The 22,267-nt window shown below is 61.7% G+C and carries 17 protein-coding genes; 11 read left to right on the top strand and 6 right to left on the bottom strand.

Annotated elements, in window-relative coordinates; genetic code table 11:
• Positions 1-34 precede the first annotated feature (34 nt).
• Genes ACILSR_RS13435 through ACILSR_RS13450 form a run of 4 tightly spaced genes read right to left on the bottom strand, consistent with a single transcriptional unit; the run spans position 35 to position 3,522 of the window.
• Positions 35-448 (bottom strand): hypothetical protein, encoded by a 414-nt coding sequence (locus ACILSR_RS13435; protein WP_395750294.1) that lies wholly within the window; start codon positions 446-448, stop codon positions 35-37.
• Positions 449-496: 48 nt separating this feature from the next.
• Positions 497-1,633, bottom strand: coding sequence for an ABC transporter permease (locus ACILSR_RS13440; RefSeq protein ID WP_395750295.1), 1,137 nt, complete (start codon positions 1,631-1,633; stop codon positions 497-499).
• The gene (locus ACILSR_RS13445) at positions 1,630-2,556 is read right to left on the bottom strand and encodes an ABC transporter ATP-binding protein (RefSeq protein WP_395750296.1); all 927 of its coding nucleotides are present in this window, start codon (positions 2,554-2,556) and stop codon (positions 1,630-1,632) included. Before ACILSR_RS13445 ends, ACILSR_RS13440 begins: the two co-directional genes overlap by 4 nt.
• A 6-nt stretch (positions 2,557-2,562) precedes the next feature.
• A complete protein-coding gene (locus ACILSR_RS13450) occupies positions 2,563-3,522 on the bottom strand; it encodes an HlyD family secretion protein (protein ID WP_395750297.1) in 960 nt (319 codons plus the stop codon).
• 122 nt (positions 3,523-3,644) lie between these two features.
• Between ACILSR_RS13450 and ACILSR_RS13455 the strand changes: the two genes are divergently transcribed.
• Complete coding sequence (locus tag ACILSR_RS13455) at positions 3,645-4,703, top strand: thiamine pyrophosphate-dependent enzyme (protein ID WP_395750298.1); 1,059 nt, start codon at positions 3,645-3,647, stop codon at positions 4,701-4,703.
• Positions 4,704-4,710: 7 nt separating this feature from the next.
• On the opposite strand, the gene ACILSR_RS13460 is transcribed toward ACILSR_RS13455, so the two are convergent.
• Entirely contained in the window at positions 4,711-7,278 is a 2,568-nt protein-coding gene (locus ACILSR_RS13460; protein WP_395750299.1) for a discoidin domain-containing protein, read from the bottom strand.
• A gap of 93 nt (positions 7,279-7,371) precedes the next feature.
• On the opposite strand from ACILSR_RS13460, the gene ACILSR_RS13465 reads away from it, so the two are divergent.
• Positions 7,372-8,112 carry a helix-turn-helix domain-containing protein gene (locus tag ACILSR_RS13465; RefSeq protein ID WP_395750300.1) on the top strand — a complete coding sequence of 247 codons (741 nt, stop codon included), beginning with the start codon at positions 7,372-7,374 and terminating at the stop codon, positions 8,110-8,112.
• Between the two features lie 13 nt (positions 8,113-8,125).
• Here ACILSR_RS13465 and ACILSR_RS13470 read toward each other — a convergent pair whose 3' ends face one another.
• The gene (locus ACILSR_RS13470) at positions 8,126-8,677 is read right to left on the bottom strand and encodes a GNAT family N-acetyltransferase (RefSeq protein WP_395750301.1); all 552 of its coding nucleotides are present in this window, start codon (positions 8,675-8,677) and stop codon (positions 8,126-8,128) included.
• 163 nt (positions 8,678-8,840) lie between these two features.
• Between ACILSR_RS13470 and ACILSR_RS13475 the strand changes: the two genes are divergently transcribed.
• The 9 genes from ACILSR_RS13475 (at position 8,841) to ACILSR_RS13515 (ending at position 22,142) form a co-directional block, all read left to right on the top strand.
• On the top strand, positions 8,841-11,048 hold the full coding sequence (locus tag ACILSR_RS13475; protein ID WP_395750302.1) for an ATP-dependent RecD-like DNA helicase: 2,208 nt from the start codon (positions 8,841-8,843) through the stop codon (positions 11,046-11,048).
• A gap of 33 nt (positions 11,049-11,081) precedes the next feature.
• Positions 11,082-12,419, top strand: coding sequence for a hypothetical protein (locus ACILSR_RS13480; protein ID WP_395750303.1), 1,338 nt, complete (start codon positions 11,082-11,084; stop codon positions 12,417-12,419).
• 243 nt (positions 12,420-12,662) lie between these two features.
• On the top strand, positions 12,663-13,679 hold the full coding sequence (locus tag ACILSR_RS13485; RefSeq protein ID WP_395750304.1) for an AAA family ATPase: 1,017 nt from the start codon (positions 12,663-12,665) through the stop codon (positions 13,677-13,679).
• The gene (locus ACILSR_RS13490) at positions 13,676-15,448 is read left to right on the top strand and encodes a hypothetical protein (RefSeq protein WP_395750305.1); all 1,773 of its coding nucleotides are present in this window, start codon (positions 13,676-13,678) and stop codon (positions 15,446-15,448) included. Before ACILSR_RS13485 ends, ACILSR_RS13490 begins: the two co-directional genes overlap by 4 nt.
• 18 nt (positions 15,449-15,466) lie before the next feature.
• On the top strand, positions 15,467-16,507 hold the full coding sequence (locus ACILSR_RS13495) for an ABC transporter ATP-binding protein (protein WP_395750306.1): 1,041 nt from the start codon (positions 15,467-15,469) through the stop codon (positions 16,505-16,507).
• Positions 16,508-16,563: 56 nt separating this feature from the next.
• Complete coding sequence (locus ACILSR_RS13500) at positions 16,564-18,021, top strand: hypothetical protein (RefSeq protein WP_395750307.1); 1,458 nt, start codon at positions 16,564-16,566, stop codon at positions 18,019-18,021.
• 2 nt (positions 18,022-18,023) lie between these two features.
• On the top strand, positions 18,024-19,505 hold the full coding sequence (locus tag ACILSR_RS13505) for a hypothetical protein (protein ID WP_395750308.1): 1,482 nt from the start codon (positions 18,024-18,026) through the stop codon (positions 19,503-19,505).
• Positions 19,492-20,376: a DUF58 domain-containing protein gene (locus ACILSR_RS13510; RefSeq protein ID WP_395750309.1), complete on the top strand. Its 885-nt coding sequence runs from the start codon at positions 19,492-19,494 to the stop codon at positions 20,374-20,376. The genes ACILSR_RS13505 and ACILSR_RS13510 overlap by 14 nt, the downstream gene beginning before the upstream one ends.
• Positions 20,373-22,142: a BatA and WFA domain-containing protein gene (locus ACILSR_RS13515; RefSeq protein WP_395750310.1), complete on the top strand. Its 1,770-nt coding sequence runs from the start codon at positions 20,373-20,375 to the stop codon at positions 22,140-22,142. The genes ACILSR_RS13510 and ACILSR_RS13515 overlap by 4 nt, the downstream gene beginning before the upstream one ends.
• Positions 22,143-22,267: the final 125 nt, after the last annotated feature.

The following is a 22,267-nucleotide window of genomic DNA, read 5'->3' on the forward strand; positions in this document are numbered from 1 at the left end:
CGCGTGTCAACGTTGGGAGTGTGGGAAGTGCAGGCTAAGCTCGGGCAGACCCCCAAGCCAAAAGCGCCGGATACGCCCTGCGCCAGACGGCTTCTTCAAACCACCCGGAACTCACCGGCGTGTAATGAGGCACGCCCGCGCTTCTCCAGGCAATGATGACACCCTTGGCTGAGGGCGACACCTCCTCCACCTGGCGCTTGGTGATCTTGAGCGTTTGAAACCAACCAGCCGGAATACAAATTTCATGATCGGAAAGCCACAGGCAGTCGGCGGGCCTGCGCAGCCGCCAATACCTGTAAACCAAAACCAAGCCCACAATGCCCAGCGCAAACAGCCAGTGCTTCAAGGCGATCACCACGAAGTAGAACGTCAGCACTTTTGCCAGGGGGCTTCGAAGATCGGGAAAGCGCCGCAGTTCAAAAGAACGATCAGCCTCGTCAGGATTCATGGCGGAGACCTCTGGAGAAAAAACGCTCCGTGGCAACCACACGCTGCCTCAATCCAGCGTCTGCCGATAACGGAACACCCCGATAAACAACGCCACGATCGCAAACAGCCCGATCTGCCACAGCTGCAGCGAGATATCCGCGAACGTATTCCCCTTCAGCAGCACCCCGCGCACGATGCGCAGGAAGTGCGTGAGAGGCAGCACCTCCCCAATCATCTGCGCCCATTGCGGCATGCCGCGAAAGGGAAACATGAAGCCGGAGAGCAGCAGGGAAGGCAGGAAGAAAAAGAACGAACCCTGCACCGCCTGCAGCTGATTGGTTGCCAGCGTCGAAAACGTAATCCCCACCGCGAGATTCGCGGCAATGAAAACAAACGCAGCGGCAAACAGCAGCCCGAGGTTCCCGATCATCGGCACATGAAACAGGAAGTGCGCGGCGATCAAAATAAGCGTCACCTGGATGTAACCGACAAACATGTACGGAATGATCTTCCCCAGCAGCACTTCAAACGGCCGCGTCGGCATGGAGAGCAGGTTTTCCATCGTGCCACGTTCCCTTTCACGCGTGATGGCCAGCGCAGTGATCATGACCATCGTCATCGTCAGCACCACGCCCATGAGCCCGGGCACAATGTTATACTGCGTGACCGCCTCGGGATTGTACAGCGCATGAATCCGCAGGTCGATGGGAGCCTCGCCTTGCGCCAGATAAGCGAGCGGTCCTTTGAAGTCATTCATGAGCGCCGTGGTCAGCAGCGGGCGCATGATGTTGATGGCATTGCTCGTTGCCGCAGGGTCCGTCGCATCCGCCTCGATCAGCAGCGTGGGCTTGTCTCCACGCAGCAGGTCCCGTGAAAAATCCTGCGGGATGGTGATGACAAACTGCACCTCCCCATGCTCCAGCACCTCGCGCGCCTCGTCCTCACTCTTCACCTGCCTCACAAATTCGTAGTAACCGCTGTTGCGGATGGCGCTGAGAAGCGTCCTCGCCTGCGGCCCATGGTCGTTCATGAGCACAGCCGCGGGCAGGTGTTTCGGATCGGAGTTGATCGCAAACCCAAACAGCAACAGCTGCAGCAGCGGAATGCCCACCATCATCCCAAACGTCACACGATCCCGCCGCATCTGGATGAACTCCTTGATGATGATCGCCAGAAATCGGGCGATGGAAAAGTAGCGGTTCATGCGGCAGCAAAGTTATCCTTCGACTTGTCCATCAGGTGAATGAACACATCCTCCAGTCCGGAGCGGATCTGCGTCCATTCATAATCTTTGCGAAACGGCTCAATCGCCTTCTCCAGCGCCGCAGCATCACCACCGCTTACATGCAGCGATGTGCCAAACGCCACCGCCTGGTGCACACCCGGCTTTCCGCGCAGTGCACCCGCCAGCTTCAGCAGGTCACCGCCCTTCACCTGCCAGGTAGTGAGCTGCGCACTCTCGATCACCTCCTGCACCGTGCCATGCGTGAGCAGATCTCCATAAGCAAGGTACGCCAGCCGGTGGCAGCGCTCAGCCTCGTCCATGTAATGCGTGGTGATGAGAAACGTCAGCCCCTCAGCGGCAAGCTGGTGGATCTGCTCCCAGAAATCGCGCCGTGCCTTCGGGTCCACACCCGCAGTCGGCTCATCCAGCAGCAGCAGCTTCGGCTCATGAATCAAACAAGCCGCCAAAGCGAGCCGCTGCTTCCACCCTCCGGACAATTGCCCCGCAAGCTGCTGCTCACGTCCGGAAAGGCCAAGTCGTTTGATGGATGCGTTCACCACCTCCCCTCGATTTTTGACGCCATACATCCGCGCCACGAAATCCAGGTTCTCGCGAATGCTCAGGTCTTCATAGAAGCTGAACTTCTGCGTCATGTAGCCCACCTGCTTCTTGATCTCCTCGCTCTGCTTGATCACATCAAATCCCAGGCACGTGCCGCTGCCCTCGTCCGCCTTCAGCAGGCCGCACAGCATGCGGATGAAGGTGGTCTTGCCGCTGCCATTTGGACCTAGAAAGCCGTAGATCTCGCCCTTCTTCACCTGCAGGTCGATCTTGTTCACGACCGTGCGCTCGCCAAAGCGCTTCGTCATTCCTTTCACGTCGATGGCCAGTTCCTCGCTCATCGTGAATCAGGGGGCGAATTCCACATCCACCGGCTGCCCTGGGTGCAGTTTCGCCGCCACCCCGTCATCAAACCTTAGCTCAATCATGAACACCAGCTTGCTGCGGTTCTCCTGGCTGTAGATCACCGGCGGCGTGTATTCCGCCTGCGCCGCGATGAAGCTCACCTTCGCATTCAGCGCCTCAGCGGTGCCGTCCAGCCTTACCTTCGCCGCATCTCCCACCTTCAGCTTCGCCAGCCGCGTCTGCGGCACAAACGTGCGCACCTTGATGTTCGCCGGCGGCAGCAGCGACACCACCGGCTTGCCCGCCGCCACCATTTCACCTTCCCGGTAAAGCGTGTCATTCACCACCGCTGCCTGCGGCGCACTTTGCTGCTTTTGCGAAAGGTCCCACGCCGCTTTCGCCAGCGCTGCCTCGCGCGCTTTCATCTCCGCCTCCAGCGCCGCCACCGCATCGCTGCGCATGCCTAGAGCAGCAGTCTTCAAATCAGCCTCCAGCTGCTCCACCTTCTTGTGGTTCTGCACATTCGCGCTGCGTGCCTGGTCCGTGCTGTCCACAGCTACCGCGCCCGATTTTGTCAGCTCAAGCTGCCGCGCCAGTTCGATCTCCGCCAAGGCCGACGCTTCGCGCGCCTGCTTCAGCTGCGCCTCCAGCGACGCAATCTCCGTCGGTCGCTTTCCTTTCTGCGCATCCGCCAGCGTGTTCTTCGCCTGCTGCACCCGCTGACTCGCTTCATCGCGCGCCGCCGTCTCCGCCACATTCTCCAGTTCAAACAGCACATCCCCGGCTTTCACCTGCGCCCCGCGCTGCACGTTCAGCTTCGCCAGCTTCCCTCCCTGCGGTGCAGACACATACACAAATTCCCCCTCCACGTACCCCTGCAATAAATTTGACGGCGCTCGCTTGCAGCCAAGCAAGCCAAGGACCAGCGCGACAGCACCGATGGAATGGAACAACTGCTTCATGGAAAGGGGGGAGAAGGGAGAGCGGCTACCGTGTTACGGATGGATGGCAAGATGCGGACGCCACGCCCCAACCTCAAGCTCGACTTTCTCCCTCGCTTGTCCAAACTCTCCGCACCCTCTCCATGAGCACGGACCACTCTCAGGCTCCGGTCAATGCAGCACTGACCCGCGAAGCCAAAATCCACCTTTTGCGGGAGATGCACCGCATCCGGGCTTTTGAGCATGTCGCGTTGCAGCACTACCAGGCCGGCCACATGGGAGGCTTTCTCATATTGCAGATTGGGCAGGAGGCCATTCCCGTGGCCGTCCGCTCCATGATGGGACCCAACGATCACACCATCTGCAGCCTGCGTGGCATGGGCACGGCGATTGCCGCAGGAATGAGCATGCGTGAGGGCATGGCAGAGCTGTTTGGCAAAGCCACCGGCTGCGCCAAGGGCAGGGGAGGGCAGTTCGGCCTTTACGCGCCGCAGCATCGTCACTGGGGCGGTCACGGCTATGCCGGCACTCAGACTGCCCTCGCTGCAGGCCTCGCCTTCGGGTTAAAACATCAGGAAAAGCGGGGTGCCGTGTTCTGCTTCCTTGGAGACGGCGCGGTGAATCAGGGCACGTTTCACGAATCGCTCAATCTCGCCTCCCTCTTCAGCCTGCCGGTGATCTACCTCATTGAGAACAACGGCTACGCCATGGGCACTTCGGTGCAGCGCTCCTCCGCCACTCATGGCTCCCTCGCCAGCCGCGCAGCAGGCTACAAGATCGAATGGGACCTCATCAATGGCGACAGCATCTACGAAATCCGCGCCAAACTGCAGCCCGCCATCGAGCGCGCCCGCCGTGACCAGCGCCCCACCGTGCTGGAGCTTTCCACCTATCGGTTCGAAGGCTTCTCTGTCGCTGACGCCAACAAGTTCAAGTATCGCACCAAGCTGGAGGTCGAGGAGAGATACGAAAACCACGACCCGCTGAAACTATGGGCGGCAAAACTGATGAACGAAAACGTTCTGGATCAGGACGGCATCAGGCGCATCAAGACGGTTGCCTATGCAGAAGCCAGGGCCGCAGCGGACTTCGCCAGATCAAGCCCGCGGCTTCCTCCTGCGGCGATCATGACCGACATCTATTGGGAAGTCGATAACGCCACTGCAGCAGGCACCACGGGCCGGCACCTCTTTGGTTCGTGAGGGACACTCACTTCTTCACCACGCCCAAGATCTCCAGCTCATGGATGGACCAGTACGTCCCTTTCTGTTCACCCGTCTGGAAGATCCGAATGGACTTGGCCTTCGTCGGCTTCGGGAAAAGGTATTCCACAGACCCTGCCTCACCTTTACCCTGCAGCACAGGCTTCTCCCATTCAGTGCCGTTGAGTGACAGCTCGATCTTGTACTGTCGCGGATAATCATTGTGCGATTTGCCGGTGTCGAGCACCAGCCCGGAGATCTCCGTCGCCTCAGGAAGATCGATTTGAAACCACATGTCCGGTGTCTGCGAACCATGGCTGTCCCAGCGCGTCGCAATGTCGCCATCCACGGCTTTGCCGGTTTCCTTCGCATTGTGGCTGGCCGTGAGCTTCCACGCCGTACGATTTTTAAGCGGCTGCGGATACAGCGCCTGCAGCTCCTCCACGGTCCACGGCGTCACACGCTTGGAGAGCTCCTTGCGCAGCTTCTCCACTTCCTTCTTCTGCACCAGCTTGCCGTTATTGCCAAAAGCCTTGCGGATGTAGCTCGTCACATCGGCGATCCACTGGTCGTTGTTCGTGGCCATCGGCACCATTTGCGCTTCGTAGGTCTTGCCGTTGATCGGGCCGGCGAGGCCGTTCATCATCACACGAATGATGGCGTCTCCCTGCACCGCCGTCTTGGAGCCCGCCAGTGGCGGGGCCAGCGTCGCGCCTTCTCGCCCGGCGATGGGCATCCCATTGCCATCGAATCCATGGCAGGCGAAGCACAGCGAGCGGAAGATCTCCTGACCGCGCTCCAGCTGCTTTTTCTCATCCTTGCTGAAGCTGCCGCTGATCTTCGGTGCCTCCACCAGCAGTTGCGCGCCGATCTCCCTCACGCCAATACTCGGCGAGGTCATGAGCGCGGTCTGCGCCTCCAGCTTCCAGTTCGGCCAGTTGAACAGGCGGCTCGTGTAAAGCGTCTGCAGCACCACCGTGGCATCTTTGTCAGCACGCAACGCCTTGATGTCCGCGATCAAAGCCGTGTCACCCTTCTTCAGCAGCGTCTCCGCCACACGGATGCCACTTGCACGCAGCTGCGGGTGCTCATCCTTCATCGCCGCGCGCACAAGGTCGGGCGTGATCGCATCCAGCCCTTCCAGGGTCCACAGCGCATGCAGGCGCGCCAGGTGGTTGTCATGCTTCGCGGTCATCGCGATGAGCGCAGGCACTACGCTCTTGTCATTCTTCACAATCAGCATGCGCTGCGCCGTATCACGCCAGAAGCCGTTCGGATGCGTCAGATGCGCCACCAGCTGCTCGGGCGTCTCGCCGATCATCTTCGGCTGCGGGCCGGGTTTGAAATCCTTGTGCACCAGACGCCACACGCGGCCATGTCCGCTCACATGCTGCATGCCCGTCGGCTCAATGGCACCGCGCAGAAAGCTCCCCGGCTTCACCCAGTTCCCTTCCTGAATGATGCCGCGATATGCGTCCACAATATACAGGCAGCCATCCGGCCCCGTCGTCATATTCACCGGGCGGAAATTCGGATCGCTGCTGCGGATGAATTCGTTCATCTCCGCCTCATACGGATTTGTCACCGTCGTGATGCCGTCCTTCACGTCCACAATCGCACGACGGATCAGGCGGCCCACCGGCTCCGGCAGAAACACATTCCCATACAGCTCCTTCGGCAGGCGGTCACCGCGGAAGATCGTCTGGCCTGCGCAGCCTGTGAAATGATTCAGCCGCAGGTCATCGGGTGCCATGAAGCGCCCCGGCCCGCCCTGAAAATCACCCAGCGCCACGATGGGCCACACGGTGTCAAACTTCTCGCTCTTTTGCTGCGGCACATTGATTGCCGCGTAGAGAATCGGCGCCTGGTAGTTCCACAGGCCCTTCTCACCACCCGCGTTGCTCCACCACATCTTGCCGTAATCATCCTGCGCCAGGCCCCACTGCCCGCCATTCGGGGCCGTGTTTTCCTTCAGCGGTGCCTCCTTGCCATTCCAGCGCAGGCGGTAGCCGTTGTAGGTCGTGTAAATCCAGTTGTCCAAGCCCCACACCAGCCCGCTCGGCTGGTGCTCCATGTTCCCGCCTCGCGGCCCGCCCACATACCAGGGCGCTTGCTCATCCGCCACGCCGTCCCCATTCGCATCCCGGTGCAGCGTGATGTCATTCGTGTCCGTGATCCCCACCAGCACCCGGTCATCCAGCGGCAGCACCATGCGCGGCAGCAGAATGTTGTCCATGTACACGCTGTGCTTGTCAAAGACCCCGTCACCCTTCGTCGATTCATGCAGCGAGATGCGGCTCTTCGGCGTCAGCTCGTCCGTGCCATCGATGTCCTGCATGTACGTCCGCATTTCCACGATGTACATCTTGCCGTTGCCATCAAAGGCGATCGCCATCGGCTCCTTGATCAGCGGATCATTCAGCACCAGCTCCAGCGCATAGCCATTCGGCAGCTGGATGGTCTTCAGCTCCTCCTCGGCAGTCAGCGCCTTGATGGGAAAGGTGTAGGTCGGCTTTGTTTGCGCAAACGCGGCGGAGCCTGCAAGCGCGAGGATGGAGAGGAGGCGGAGGTGCATGACGGACGGAGTTGGTAAAATCGTATGTTAACATACTTCCGCCACCCTGCGCTCCTTTGGTGACAGCCTGCCAATCTTTGTTAAAATCCTGCCATGTCCCTGCCACGACTTCAGGCCGACTTCTTCGCCAAAATCGCCGATCCCCAGGGCGTGCGCGCCATCTTCGAGCACATGCCCGGCGTCTTCTTCTTCATGAAGGACGAGCAGGGCAGGCACATCGCCGCCAACAGCGCCACCTTCGAGCGCTTCGGCATCAAGAACGAGCGTGAACTCGTCGGCGCCATGGATGAAAAATTCTTCCCGCCCGAAGTCGCCAAGGCCTATCGCGAGGACGATCAGAAAGTCATCCGCAGTGGCAAGCCCCTCATCAACCGTCTCGAAGTCTGGTACGATGAGCAGCGCAATCTGAACTGGTTTCTCTGCACCAAGCTCCCCGTGCGCGACAAACGAGGCCGCGTCATCGGCGTCATGGGCATCACCCGCCGAGATGAAGACCGCATGCGCCAGCATGACGTGCGCGAGGTCACCGCCGCCATGCAATACGCCAGCGAGCATTGTCATGAAGTCGCCACCACCGCCGAACTCGCCCGAGCCGCCGGCGTCTCAGAACGCCACCTCCACCGCAAGCTCCGCGCCGCCCTCGGCCTCAGCCCCTATGAGTTGCTCCTGCGCTCGCGCATTCAATCCGCCGCCGAAGCCCTCGCCAAGACCTCCAACCCCATCATCCAGATCGCCCTCGACCACGGCTTCTGCGATCAAAGCGCCTTCACCCAGCAGTTTCGCAAACGCACCGGCATGACGCCCAAGGAATTTCGCACCCGGCACAACGGGTGAGAGAGTCAAAGCCTCAGGCCTCAGAAGACGCCGCGCGAATAGACGCCAGTCTCTGACGCAAGCTGTTCGCCGCAGACGTATCCGGCAGCAGGGCTTCTTCCAGCATCAGTGTCAGCTCCCACCCGCCATGCGGCTGTCTCACATGCACCGCGCCCAGACTGCTCCACCACGTGAGCATCACATGGTTCTCATCCAGCACCTCCGCCACAAACTGCCGGATGCCGATCGAGTACGCATGCTCCCATATCGCCGCCAGCAAAATCGTGCCCGCACCCTGCCCCTGAAACTCATCCGCCACCGTGAAGGAGACCTCCGCTGTATCCGCAGCTTCCTTGGAGCGCCAGAACGAGCCACCTCCCACTCCCGGCACATCATCATTGTTTTCGATCACTAGGATCCAGCTCGCATGCTGTTCCTGATCCTCCGCGCACAGTTTGTCGATGAAGGTCGGGTTCGCTCCGCGAAAGCTCGTCCAGAATCTGAAATACGTGGACTCAGGCGAAAGTCTCCTGAACGCCTCAATGATCCTCTCCCGGTCATCCGGCAGCAGCGGGCGCAGGATCACAGGGAGTTGATCGCGAAGTTTGAGTCGATACTGATCCAGCAAAACAGAGAGGTTTGATTCGATCTCAAATAATGACCAATAGGGCCACAGGTTCAACAACGACAACACGAACCCGATGGCAATCGTGTTTGTGAGAAGGCGTATCCTTGTTTAGCCTGCTCCCATGCCGCCCCCACGTTCCACCACCAAATCCGAAGTCCTCCGCGGACTCGTGGACCGCGTGGTGTTTCACAATGAGGACAATGGCTACTGCATCCTGAAAATCGTCCCCGCAGGTCGCCAGGACGTGGTCAGCCTCATCGGCAAAGCGCCTCGCGTCGTCGCCGGAGAGGAGTTCGAAGCCCGCGGCGTCTGGGAGCCGAACCGCGACTTCGGCCCGCAGTTCAAAGCCGACGAGTTAAAGCTGAAACGCCCCGATTCCCTCGCCGGCATCGAGCGCTATCTCGGCAGCGGTTTGATCGAAGGCATCGGCCCCAAGTATGCCAAACGCATGGTCGAAAAGTTCGGGCCCAAGATCTTCGACATCATCGAGAACGAATCCAAAAAACTCGAAGACGTCGAAGGCGTGGGCAAAAAACGCCGCACCGAAATCCGCGAGTCCTGGATGAAGCAGAAGTCCATTCACGGCATCATGCTCTTCCTGCATCAGCACGGCATCAGCTCCTCACGTGCCCTGCGCATCTATAAGACGTACGGCGAGGACGCCCAGTCCGTACTCAAAGAGAACCCCTATCGCCTCGCGCAGGACATTCGCGGCGTCGGTTTCAAAACGGCGGACGACATCGCCTACCAGCTCGGCGTCGCCGAGGACGCGCCGGAGCGCATCAAAGCAGGCATCCTCCACGTCCTCGAAACCGCCGCCGGCAGCGGTCACTGCTGCCTCCCCGAAAATCAGGTCATCCAAAAAGCCGCCGAACTCCTCGGCGTCGAAACTCTCATCGCCCCGCAAATCGAAGCCCTCATCGCCGAGGACAAGGTCGAGCGGGTAAGTGATGTGGGCACTCCTGCCCGCACCGAAGACTCCGCCACACCCACCTCCTTCCTCTACCTCCCCTACCTCCGCGCCGCCGAGCAAAGCATCGCCGCCAACATCAAATCCCTCGCTGCTCTCCCCGCCGCCTATCCCGCCATCGATGAAGACGCCGCTCTAGCCTGGGTCATGAAAAAAACCGGCAAAGAGCTCGCCGAAAGCCAGCAGCGCGCCGTGCGTGAGGCCCTGCGCCATCGCCTCCTCATCGTCACCGGCGGCCCCGGTGTGGGCAAGACCACCATCCTCCGCAGCATCCTGCTCATTCTCCAGAGCAAGCAGGTGAAGCTCGTCCTCGCCGCACCCACCGGCCGCGCCGCCAAGCGCCTCACCGAAAGCACCGGGCTCGAAGCGAAGACACTCCACCGGCTGCTCGAATACCAAGGCGAAGGCCAGTGGGGCCGCCATCGCGGCAAGCGCCTCGTGGGCGATCTCTTCGTCGTCGATGAAGCCTCCATGATCGACGCCCCGCTCATGGCGCAGTTCCTCGCCGCGCTGCCAGACGGCGCGCACCTGCTCATCGTGGGCGATGCCGATCAGCTCCCCTCCGTCGGTCCTGGCATGGTCCTCTACGATCTCATCGCCAGCGAAAAGGTCCCCTGCGTCAAGCTCACCGAAATCTTCCGCCAGGCCGCCAGCAGCCGCATCATCACCAGCGCGCATGCGATCAATCGCGGCCAGGTGCCCGATTTGAAAACCTCACGCAGCAGCGACTTCTTTTTCCTTCAGGAATCCGAGCCCGAGGAGATCAAGCACACCCTCGTCGAACTCGCGCACACGCGCCTCGCCAACAAATACGGCCTCGATCCCATCCGCGACATCCAGGTGCTCACACCGATGAATCGCAATCTCCTCGGAACGATTTCGCTCAATCAATCCCTGCAGCTCGCGCTCAATCCGCCCAACGAACTCAAGTTCGAAATCGAACGCTTCGGCGTCACCTTCCGCGTCGGGGACAAGGTCATCCAGACGCACAACAACTACGACAAGGAAGTCTTCAACGGCGACATCGGCCACATCGTCACCATCGATCCCGACCCCGTCAAAATTCACGTCCGTTACGACGCCGACCGCCTCGTCGAATACGAGCCCGGAGAGCTCGATGAACTCCAGCTTGCCTACGCCCTCAGCATTCACAAAAGCCAGGGCAGCGAGTTCCCCTGCGTCATCATTCCCGTCAGCACCCAGCACTACGTCCTGCTGGAGCGCAGCCTCATCTACACCGCCATCACCCGCGCCAAAAAACTCTGCGTCCTCGTCGGAGCCGAGCGCGCCCTTTCCCTAGCCGTCAGCAAACAGGAAAGCCGCAAGCGCTGGACCGGCCTGCGCCAATTATTGTCCTAGTCATCCGCCGCAGGATCGGTTATCACTCCCGCCATGACGGACCAAGTTCAGCTCTCCACGGCCTGGATGAGACAGGCGCGACGCACGCGGCGCAAAGTGAACGTCGGCTGGTGGCTCGCGCGTTCCATGCCCCTTCTCGTGATGGCCGGTGTCATCGGTTTCGCCACCATTTTCATCCTGCGTTCCCGCGGCATGGATCTCGGTTTCAGCCAGCTCTGGCCTTGGGTCCTGTCCGCCTTCGCCGCTTTGATGATCATCAGCTGGCTGCTCGCGCGGCATCAGTTTGTGTCCACCTCCCAGGCTCTGGTACGTCTCGAGTCTGAGCTGCAGCTTCACAATGCACTCACCACAGCAGTCGCAGGCCGTGGCGCCTGGCCATCGCTGGTCGCAGCGGCAGACGACGGCTGGCGCTGGCGCTGGCAGTCCGTCAGCGGACCCTTCCTCGCTTTCGCGGGCAGTCTCGCGCTGGCGATCCTGCTCCCCGTTGCCCAAGACGCCGAGGCGAAAGGCCCGACGGTCGAGCCGCAAGCATGGGCGCAGATGGAGGACTGGTTGGAAAAGCTCAAGGAAGAGCAGATCGTCACCGAGGAGGAAAAAGAAGAGCAGCTCGCCAAGATCTCCGATCTCCGCGACCAGCCGCCTGAGAAGTGGTTCAGCCATGAAAGCCTCAATGCCGGAGACACCCTCAAAGAGCAGCTGCAGCGCGATATCAAACAGCTCGCCCAAAATCTCACCACCGCAGAGCGCAGCCTCAACGCCCTGAAAAATTACGCCGATCAGCTCTCCGTCGCTGCCAAGGAGCACCTCCTCAAAGACTTCGATCAGGCCCTCGCGGACATGAAGTCCAGCGCTCTGGAACTTGACCCCTCGCTCTTGAAAGCCATCGCTGGCATCGACCCCAAAAACATGAAAAGCCTCTCTGCGGAGCAGATGAAGCAGCTCAGCGAGTCCATGAAAAAGAAAGCCGGCGCCTGCAATGGCATGTGCAAAAACCCCGGCTTCCTTGGCGACGGGGAAGGGGAGGACGATGAACTCGCCGCGCTCCTCGGCCTGCTTCAAAAAGAAGGCATGGGCGAAATGCCCGGCAAAGGCGGCATCACCCGCGGACCCGGCACCGCGCCGCTGACCCTCTCGGATGAAGAAAACGACTTCGGCACCAACAAGAACGAAGCCGTTTCAAACACCGACATGTCACGCGCCCAGGTCGGCAACATGCTCGCCCTGCAGGATGGCAAACACGAAGTGGACAAGACCGCCAAAGGCCCGCAAGCCGCCGGCTCCATTCAAAACGCAGGCCAGGGGGGCGAGCAGGTCTGGCGCGAGTCCCTCACCCCCGACGAAAAAGCCGTGCTCAAGCGCGTCTTCAAATAAGTACGACAGGCATTGCATCACTGCGTTCGCCCTGCGGGCAGCCTGCGGCTGGCTATCTGCGCTGCGCTCCGGTTCCTGCCTTTCAATATGACGATGCGCACTCTTCGCCGTCGACGCAGCGTCAGAATCCCGCCGTGCTATAAAACAATCATCGCCCGGTTTTGTAACTACCCTCTGTGAAATGTGTGTGAAGCGGAGATTTCATCTCGACTTCCTGCCTTGGTTCTTGTTTTAGTCGGATGAATGACCGACGCCTACGCTTCAGCCTCAGAAATTCAGACAGCATCCCTACCCATCGATGCCTTGCGGCGGACCTTGAACGAAGTGCTCTTCGGCCAGAGTGAACTCATCGAGCTTGTGCTCTGCGGCGTCATCGCCCGCGGCCACGTCCTGCTCGAAGGTTTGCCCGGCCTCGGCAAAACGGAGCTCGTCAAAGGCCTCTCCAAGGCGCTGAATCTCACCACCCGCCGCGTGCAGTTCACCCCCGATCTCCTGCCCGGAGACATCACGGGAAATCCCGTGCTGCAGGAGGTGGATGGCAAACGCGAGTTCGTGTTTCAGCCCGGCCCCGTTTTCACCAATCTGCTTCTGGCAGACGAAATCAACCGCGCCTCTCCCAAGACGCAGTCCGCACTCCTTGAGGCCATGCAGGAGCGCCGCGTCACCGTGCTGGGTCAGACGCACACACTCCCAGACCCTTTCTTCGTGCTCGCCACGCAGAACCCGATCGAGCTCGAAGGCACCTATCCATTGCCGGAGGCCCAGGTGGACCGTTTTCTGTTCAAGCTCGAAGTCCTGCGCAACTCCGCCGAGACCCTTGCCAAAATCGTCACCCAGCGCGAGTTGGGAGTCGAGCCTCAGGTCGCTTCGGTGATCACGCGTGAGACCTTCGCCCTCATCCAGGCCACCGCCCGCCGCATCTTTCTCCCGGAGATCGTGGCGGACTACATCGCCCGTTTGGTGGATGCCACGCACCCCGGCCAGTCAAAGGCCGCGCAGGGCGTGCGTTATGGCGCCAGCCCGCGTGCCGCCCTCAGCCTCGCCGCCGCTTCAAAGGCACGCGCTCTCATGCATGGCCGGCCGAACGCCAGCTTTGAAGACGTCCAGGCCCTGGCGCTGCCGGTGCTCAATCACCGCGTGCTTCTGGACTACACCGCCCGCATGGATGGAAAAACCAGCGCTGGCGTCGTGCGCGCCATTCTGGAGGAGGTCCCGGTGCAAAATCTCGCGACACCACGCACCTTGAAGGAGGCGGCATGAAGCCCTTTTATTGCCTTCTGCTGTGCGTGGTGGCCCTCATGGCTGCGCCCGCTCAGGCGCAGAAAATCATCGCCAATGACGAGCTTGACGCCCGCACCGGCACGCGGCTCCAGGTCCGCAGCGTCTTTGATCCGCTCCCTGCGTCCGGTTATGCACCCATGCGCATCGTCGCCACCAATGGCACGCTGCAGAATGCCCGTTGGGATTTCTCCTTTCACTCACAGACGGAGCACTACCGTCTGCACAATGAGCATAACAGCAGCTTCGCTTTGGCAGTGCCGGCTCGCTCCACCCAGTCCGCCCTGTTCCTGGTGCCGCTCGCTTTGGACTATGGCTATGGCGGCAACAGCCGCTCTCTGAAGGTGGAATTCTCCGGCACAGGATTCAATGCACAGCCAAAGTTTGACCACTCCAACCACAGTGCTCATCTCCCTGCCATCGCCCTCAGCGAGACTCTGGCGGAGTTCAGCTTCACCCAGCTCACCAAGGAATTGGAGTCGCGTTTGCGCTCTGGCAGTCGCGGCTACTACGGCGCCACTCCCATCTTTGGCAGCCGCTTTGACACGGGCGACCTGCCGGACTCATGGCTCGGCTTCAGCGGCTTTGATTTCGTCCTCCTCAGCGGCACGGACTGGCAGAAGCTGAAGCCTGCCGTGCAGCGCGCGCTGCTCGAGTGGGTGCGTTTGGGGGGCAAGCTTCATGTCTTCCTCACCTCCGGCCTGACGGCCGCCTCCCTCGGTCTCCCGGAGGAGCAGTCCACCTCTCTCGGTGAGATCAAAATCTTGAGTTGGGATGGTAAGACCCTGCCTGCCTCCGCCACGATTAGCCGTTACTGGGGTGGGGTTCAGCGCATCACCAGCCTCACCTCGGATCACACCGTGCCGGCCCGCTGGCCGTTGCTCTCCAGCCTTGGCATACGCAGCTTTGCTTCCTGGCAGGTCATTGTGTTTCTTGTTGTCTTTGGTCTCCTCGTCGGTCCGGTCAATCTGTTCGTGCTTGCTCCCGCCGGGCGTCGCCACAAGCTCTTTGTCACCACACCCTTGCTCTCCATCGCCGCCAGTGTGGTCATGGTGGTGCTCATTCTGGTGCAGGATGGCACCGGCGGCACCGGCAGGCGCTTCGTCGCGGTCGATCTCGAGCCTGCGGAAGCCGCTGCCTACGTCACTCAGGAGCAGGTCAGCCGCACCGGCGTCCTCTTCGGGGCTGGCTTTGAAATGAAGCAGCCCGCGCTCGTGGAGCCCCTCGCCCTTCCGGACACCCCCTGGGTAAAGCTCAAGACCGGCAGCACCGGCCAGCCCGCCAATCTCACTCAGGAGGGCCGCTCTCGCCGCGGCAATTTCTTCCAGAGCCGTGCCGAGCAGGGCCAGGTCCTGCGCGCTGCCGTTTCCACTCGCGCGCGTTTGGAGCTCAAGGCCGGTGCCGCTGCAGATGCCCCTCCCACCTTGATCTCCGCCCTCGGCTTCACGGTGGACGAATTGTTTTACACCGATGCCGCCGGCGCGCGCTGGCGGCTTGAGAAACCCCTCGCCACAGGCCAGAGCGCCACGCTGGTACAGGCGGACGACAGTTCTTTTTTTACCTGGCGGGAGGCCGCTCTCAAGCCTGCGGTGGAGAGCCTGCGCTCCCAGCTTACCGACGCTTGCAAGGCCCGCCGCTCCTTCTTCGTCGCCCGGGCGCGTCAGGCCCCGGACTTCACCCTGGACACCCTCTCCTCCATTCGCTGGGTGGATGATCATGTCGTCGTCTTTGGCCCGGTGACTCAGCCTTGAACCCCTCTTCTCATCTTCATGTCATCGTCTGCTTCGTCCCCCGCGCATGCTCCTGAGATGGACCGCAGCCAGCCTGCCGTCGTTGTTGACGATCTGCATCGCAGCTTCGGCGCCCTGAAGGCGGTGGACGGCGTCTCTTTTCAGATCAATCACGGCCAGGTCGTCGGCTTCGTCGGCGCCAATGGTGCTGGAAAGACCACCACCATGCGCATCATGGCCACGCTGGACTCTCCAGGCAGCGGTCAGGTTCGCATCGGCGGCCACAATGTCGTCCATCACCCCACCAAGGTGCGCCGCCTCCTCGGCTGGATGCCGGACGCCTTCGGCACCTATGAGCACATGACCGTGCTGGAGTACCTCGACTTCTACGCCCGCGCTCTCGGCTTCAAAGGAGATGACCGCCTTCGTCGCATTCAGGAGGTGATGGACTTCACCGACCTCACGCCGCTCGCGGATCGCATGAGCAACAAGATGTCCAAAGGCCAGACCCAGCGTCTCTGCCTCGGCCGCGCCCTGCTGCACGATCCTCAGATCCTCATCCTCGACGAACCCGCCGCCGGTCTCGATCCCAAGGCGCGCGTGGAATTGAAAAGCCTCATCCGCATTCTCGCGCAGGAGGGCAAGACCATCCTCATCAGCTCCCACATCCTCAGCGAACTCGGCGAGATGTGCGACAGCCTCCTCTTCATCGACAAAGGCCGCATCGTTCATCATGGCGATGCCGAAAGCATGCTCCGCGGCTCAGAGGCCGCGGCGGAGACCCTCATCAATGTCCAGATATCTGGCGATCCCGCCAAACTCATCGAGTGGGCCCTCACCGCTCCCCTCATCAAACTCGAGGAAGAGACCAAGCGCGGCGCCCGCCTCCGCGTTCAGGCCACCGATGAAGCCACGCTCGCCGGTGTCCTCAACCGCATGATCCAGGACGGCCTCCCCGTCTTCGACTACCACCGCGAAGAGCGCCGCCTCGAAGACGCCTTCATCGACATGCTCGGCCAGATCGACAAAGGCACCTTAAAATCCCAGTCCCAGCCCCCGCCACTCCCGCCGCAGAAATGACGAATAACACCAGCATTCGCATCCAACTCTCTGTCGTTCGTCATTGAGCTGATCACATGACCTCCTCCTTCGCCATCACCGACTTCCCGGACCGTCTCTCGCCCATGGTGGTGAAGGAGCTGCGTCAGGGACTGCGCACGCGGTTGTTTGGCGGCGTCATGCTCATCCTGCATCTGCTGCTCGTTCTCTTCACGCTCATGAGCGGTGGCGCGGAAAACGCCGCGGCGGTCAGCGGCTGGTTTGACGGCATCATCACGCTCGTGCTCTGCATCATCATTCCTCTGCGCGGTTTCTCCGCCGTGGCGGATGAGCTGAAGGCCGGCACTCTGGACATGCTCGTGCTCACCCGGCTCTCCGCCGGGCGCATCGTCTTTGGCAAGTGGGCCGCCATCGCCTCCCAGTCGCTGCTCATCGCCTTCAGCGTCCTTCCCTACGTGGTCGCACGTTTCGTTTTCGGCGGCCTGGACCTCTTTGAAGAGATTGCCGTTCTCTTTTACAAATGGGTCATTGGCGTCGTGCTTGCCGCGGTGATCGTGGCCCTCTCCACCCAGCGTCAGTTCTGGCTGCGGGCGGTCGTGATCGGTTTGCCCCTGCTCATCGGCGGATGTGGCGCGTCTTTCTTTTTCATGATGACCCGCGTGACCAGCGGCATGTCCTCCGTCAAAACGTTTTCCATCCTCACCAGCGCCGGCGGCTCGGCGGAAAAGGGTGCCGTGTTGCTGGCCCTCGCCATGGCGGTTTGGGCGGTCTTCTACTTCCTCAGCCTGGCCGCCACCCGCATCGCGCCCGCCTCCTCTCTCCTCAGTGTGGTCAAGCGCTCCGTGCACCTCTCCACCATCCTCCTCCTGATCCTGATAGGCTGGCTTACGTCATCAGGCACCGCCCTGTCCTTGGTCAGTTCCGGCGTGCTCTCCCTCGTCATGGTCGATGCCCTGACCGAACGCGTGAATGAAATCCCTTCGGTCTATGCCGCCTTCTACCGGCGTGGGCTGCTCGGCCGCGTCGCTCTTTGGTTGTTCGCCCCCGGCTGGGTCACGGGCTTTGTTTTCACCCTGCTGATTACATGGATCGTTGCCATGCATGTGGGCCTCACCCGCAGTTTCGCAGAGGCGCAGCTGGTGGCCATCAGTGCCGCCAGCACCTGGTTGATCGCCGTCCTCGTTCAGCTGTTCTCCACACGTAATGCGCGGGATCTCCTGCCACCTTTCCTGATCTTCTGGCTCATCGTCAGTTCGCTCATCTACGTGATCGGCAGCCTCCTGATCAATGCCCGCTCCGTCCGGGGCGACACCGCTTGGGTTGCCTGTGCTCTGCCAGAACTGCTGCCCATCGGGTATGGCAACGCTGCGGTGGGAGACAAAGAGGCAATGCTTGAGCTCGGCTCCTGGGCGGCGCTCGTCTGGCCCGTTCTTCTTCTCATTCTCGCCTGCTTGGCCTGGCGTCACACCCGCTCCGCCCGTCAGGAAGGCTGGCGCATGGTTCACCATGATTCTCAAGGAGGTGCCGTCAGCTGATTATGAGCACGATCTCTCTGCCTCTGCTGCGCGATTTCAGCGACCGCTTCAGCCCCATCGTCGTCAAAGAGCTGCGTCAGGGCCTGCGCACCCGCTTCTTCACCTCGTCGCTCATCTTCTTTCACACCCTCATCATCCTGCTCCTCGTCACCGCCACGTTGGATGTGCCCATCGAGGCGGTGAACGGCATCTTCTGGGGCATCGCCGGCCTCATGCTCCTCGTGGTTCTGCCGCTGCGCGGGTTTGGCTCGCTCCATTCGGAAGCTGCGGACGGCACCCTGGACATGCTCACCCTCACCTCCATTCAGTCTTTCCGCATTCTGTCCGGGAAATGGGCCGCGCTTTGCAGTCAGTCCCTTCTAGTCGCCGGTTCCATCCTTCCCTACATGGTGGCGCGCTACTTCTTCGGCGGCGTGGAGATCATCCGGGAGCTCGTGGCGCTGCTCATCCTGCTGCTCGGTTCCGGCATCATCACCGCGGGCCTGCTGGCCTTTTCCTCCCAGACTTCTCTGGTGCTTCGCATCTTTCTCACCCTCTGCATCGGCGCGGGTGCCATGCCTCTGGGCTTCTTCACCGCCTACCTCGTGTCTGCCTCGGATGCGGACTCGATGGTGCGCGATTTCTTCTCGCTCACCTTCTGGGAGCAGTTCGGCATCATTGGCGGCATTCTCGCCGTGGTCGTCTATGTCATTTATTACTTCCTCGCTCTCGGTTCCTCACGCATCGCTCCGCCCTCTGAAAATCACAGCACGTTCAAGCGCCTCGTCGCTCTGGCCGCTCACGGTGCCTTGCTCGTCACCGGCCTGCTCCTCGCTTGTTTCAACAAAGACCCCGAGGTCGCCATGTGGACCTTCATTCCCCTTCTGTTCCTCACCCTCATCGTCTGCATGGACGTCATGACCGAGGAGATGCCGCGCTTCCCCAATGCCCTCGCTTTTCCCGCACGGCGCGGCCCTCTCGAGCGCCTCGCGGCCCAGGTCCTTCATCCTGGCTGGGTCTCGGGTGTCTGGTTTGCCGCCATTCTCACTGGCATGGCCATGCTCCTTATCTCGGTCATCACCCTCCGCAGCCGCCACTGGGACTGGGACGACGGTCCTCCTCTGTACATGTTCTGCATGTTCTGTGCGGCATTCGTCCCCGTCATCATTCGCATCAATCGCACCAACACGTTCGCCAACTGGTGGGTCTGGCAGTTCGTTTCCGTTCTTGTCGGCATTATGATGACCACCTTCCTGCACGCCGTGGGCGCTCGGGAAATGGGAGTCTTCGGCATCGTCACTCCCATCACCGCCCTGTTTGGCATCGAAAGCATCAGTTACGGCAGGCGGGATGAAATCCTCGTCGTGGCTGCAGTTTGCAGCGCGCTCTGGATGCTCGCCGCACTCATCCGCGCTCGTCTGAACGCCTCCGCCTACACCACGCTTGACCGCGAGGCTCAGAGTCTCGCCGCTCCCGAACCCGCCCGCACTCATGACGCTGCTTGAGGATGCCACCGCTCTCCGCTCCCTCCACGCTCGTGCCCGTGGCTGGGCGCGCGTGCTGAAGCTCCCCTTCCGCCAGCAGCGCTGGCGCGGCCATGCCGGCGAGTTCATGGGCGGCGGCACCGGCAGCAGTCTCGACTTCCAGGACCACCGCCTCTACCTCCCCGGCGATGATCCGCGCCAGATCAACTGGCAGGCCTACGCCCGCACCGGCACCTACTCCATGAAGCTCTATCGCGAGGAGGTCCGTCCCCTCGTCGATGTCATCTTCGATGTCTCGGCCTCCATGTTCGCCTTTCCTGCCAAAGAGCAGCGCGCCTTGGAACTCTTCGCCTACTCCGTCGAATCCGCCCTGCAATCCGGCGCCACCCTGCGCTGCTACGCCATCGCCGGCGCGGACCATCAGCTTCTGGAGCCTGAGGTCATCCTCAGTGGCCAGTGGTCCGCACGCGTCAGCGCTTTGCATTCCACTCCCACCACCCCTGTGCTCAATCGTCTCCCGCTCCGTGCCGGTGCCATGCGCATTCTGGTGAGTGATCTCCTCTTTCCCACCGAGCCCGAAGCCGTCCTCGCCTGCCTCAGCTCTCGCAATGGCCGCGGCATCGTCTTCGCCCCCCAGGCCCAGGAAGAGGCCGACCCCGGCTGGGACGGCAACTACGAGTTCATCGATCCCGAAACCAGCCTCCCGCACGAGCATCGCGTCGAATCCGCGCTTCTCCAACGCTACGAAGCCGCCTACCGCCGCCATTTCGAACTCTGGAAAGCCACCGCGCAAAAGCACGGCATCGCCCTCGCCCGCGTCTCCGCCGAGGCCGATTTTCAAAAAGCACTTCAGCTCGAAGGCATCCCCAGTGGAGCCGTGGAAATCGCATGAGCTTCACCCTCGCCAACACCTGGGGTCTGTGGGCGCTGCTCGGTCTGCCCATCATCATCGCCATTCATTTCCTCCAGCGCCGCAATCGCCGCGTGCCCGCCACCACGCTCTTCCTGCTCCAGCAGATGAAGCGCGAAAGCCGCACTGGCAGCCGCTTCGAGCGCCTCCGCACCTCCATCCCTTTCTGGCTGCAGCTCCTCATGGTGCTCCTCCTCACCTGGCTCCTGGTCCAGCCCCGCTGGCTCAAGCACGATGCCGTCCAGCGCATCGCCATCGTCATGGACTCATCTGCCAGCATGCAGGCCTTCCGCGAGCCCGCACTGCACGCCGTCGATGAAGTCCTCGGCCTCCTCGAAGGCCCGCTCGCCCGCGCCGAGCTCACCCTCCTCTCCTCCGACTCCGAAGCCCCCAGCCTCTACCACGGCACCATGCCCGGCGAGCTTCGCCAGTCCCTCGCCCAGTGGCAGCCTCTCCTCGGCGTCCACGATTTCACCCCAGCGCTGCGCGTCGCTCGCGGACTCGTCGGCTCCCAGGGCGTCGTCGTCCTCATCACCGATCACCCTCTCTCCGCCCCGCCCCTCTTCGCCGCCCAAGTCATCTCCGTCGGTCAACCCACCGACAACGTCGGCTGGGCTGGTGTCACCGTGGAAGAAAAAGACGGCCAGTGGCTCTGGCATGCCCTTGTCAAAAACTACAGCCTCACCGCGCAGGAACGCCAATGGCGCGCACAGGCAGGTGGCGCGGAGTCTCCACCCAAGTCCGTCAAACTCGCACCCGGCGAGACCCAAACCCTCTCCGGCCCTTTCCCCACCGGCGAAGTCCAGCAGATCTCCCTCCATCTCAGCGACGACGCCCTCTCACTCGACAACGACCTGCCCCTCGTCCGTCCCCAGCCCAAGGTCCTCTCCCTTTGTCCCCTCGAAGAAAAAACGCCCATCCTCGCCGACCTCTTCAGCCGCTACGCCCATCTGCGCCTCGTCAGCATCCCCGGCGAATCCGACCTCGTCGCCGCCGTGATGACCCCGACCTTCGCCCTCCCCGAACAACGCCACGGCATCTTCTTCCAGGCCCCCGCAGACGACTCCGCACCCTATCTCAAAGGCAGCATCGTCGCCGAACCTCACGCCTTGGTCGAAGGACTCAACTGGCAGGGCCTCCTCGTCCGCGAATCCAAAGCCATGCCCCGCCAGTCGCAGGACCGCGTCCTCCTCTGGCAGGGAGAGCGCCCCCTCATCGTCCTCCGCATCATGCCCGCTGGCGGTCGTCAGCTCATCTGCCAGTTCGACCTCGAAACCTCCAACGCCCGCAAGCTCCCCGCCTTCGCCGTCCTCCTCCATCGCTTCCTCGAAGGCCTCCGTGAAGACAAGCTCGCCCCCGAAGCCGCCAACTTCGATGTCCGCCAGCAGCTCCACGTCGCCCATCGTCATGATGCAGAAGCCGCTCCGTTAAAACTCGGCACGCAGGAGGTCCCTCTTTCCCAGGCCCGTCTCCTCCGCGCCCCTGCCAAGCCCGGCCACTTCACAATCCGTCAGGGAGAGGCCCTCTTCCTCACCGCCGCCGCCCACTTTGCCGACACCCGCGAAGCCGATCTCACCCAGGCCAAGCCCTTCAACGAACTCGACAAAGTCAAAGCCGTCCAAATCGAAACCCTCCACGAAGCCGACCCTAACTGGCGCCTCTGGCTACTCATCCTCCTTCTCCTCCTCCTCGCCAGCTGGTGGTTCACCCTCTCCAAACGCGAACTCAAGGAGGCCGCCCGCGTATGACCTCCTTCCTCGTTAGCCGCAAAAAAACACAAAAGACGCAAAAAGAGACTTCCTCATTACTGGGAGCGCCGGCTTCCAGCCGGCTCCGGCGCGCACCCCCTGGCTCACGCACGCCGCATTCTGCA

This window comes from Prosthecobacter sp. (genome assembly GCF_044222565.1).
Classification (GTDB): domain Bacteria; phylum Verrucomicrobiota; class Verrucomicrobiia; order Verrucomicrobiales; family Verrucomicrobiaceae; genus Prosthecobacter.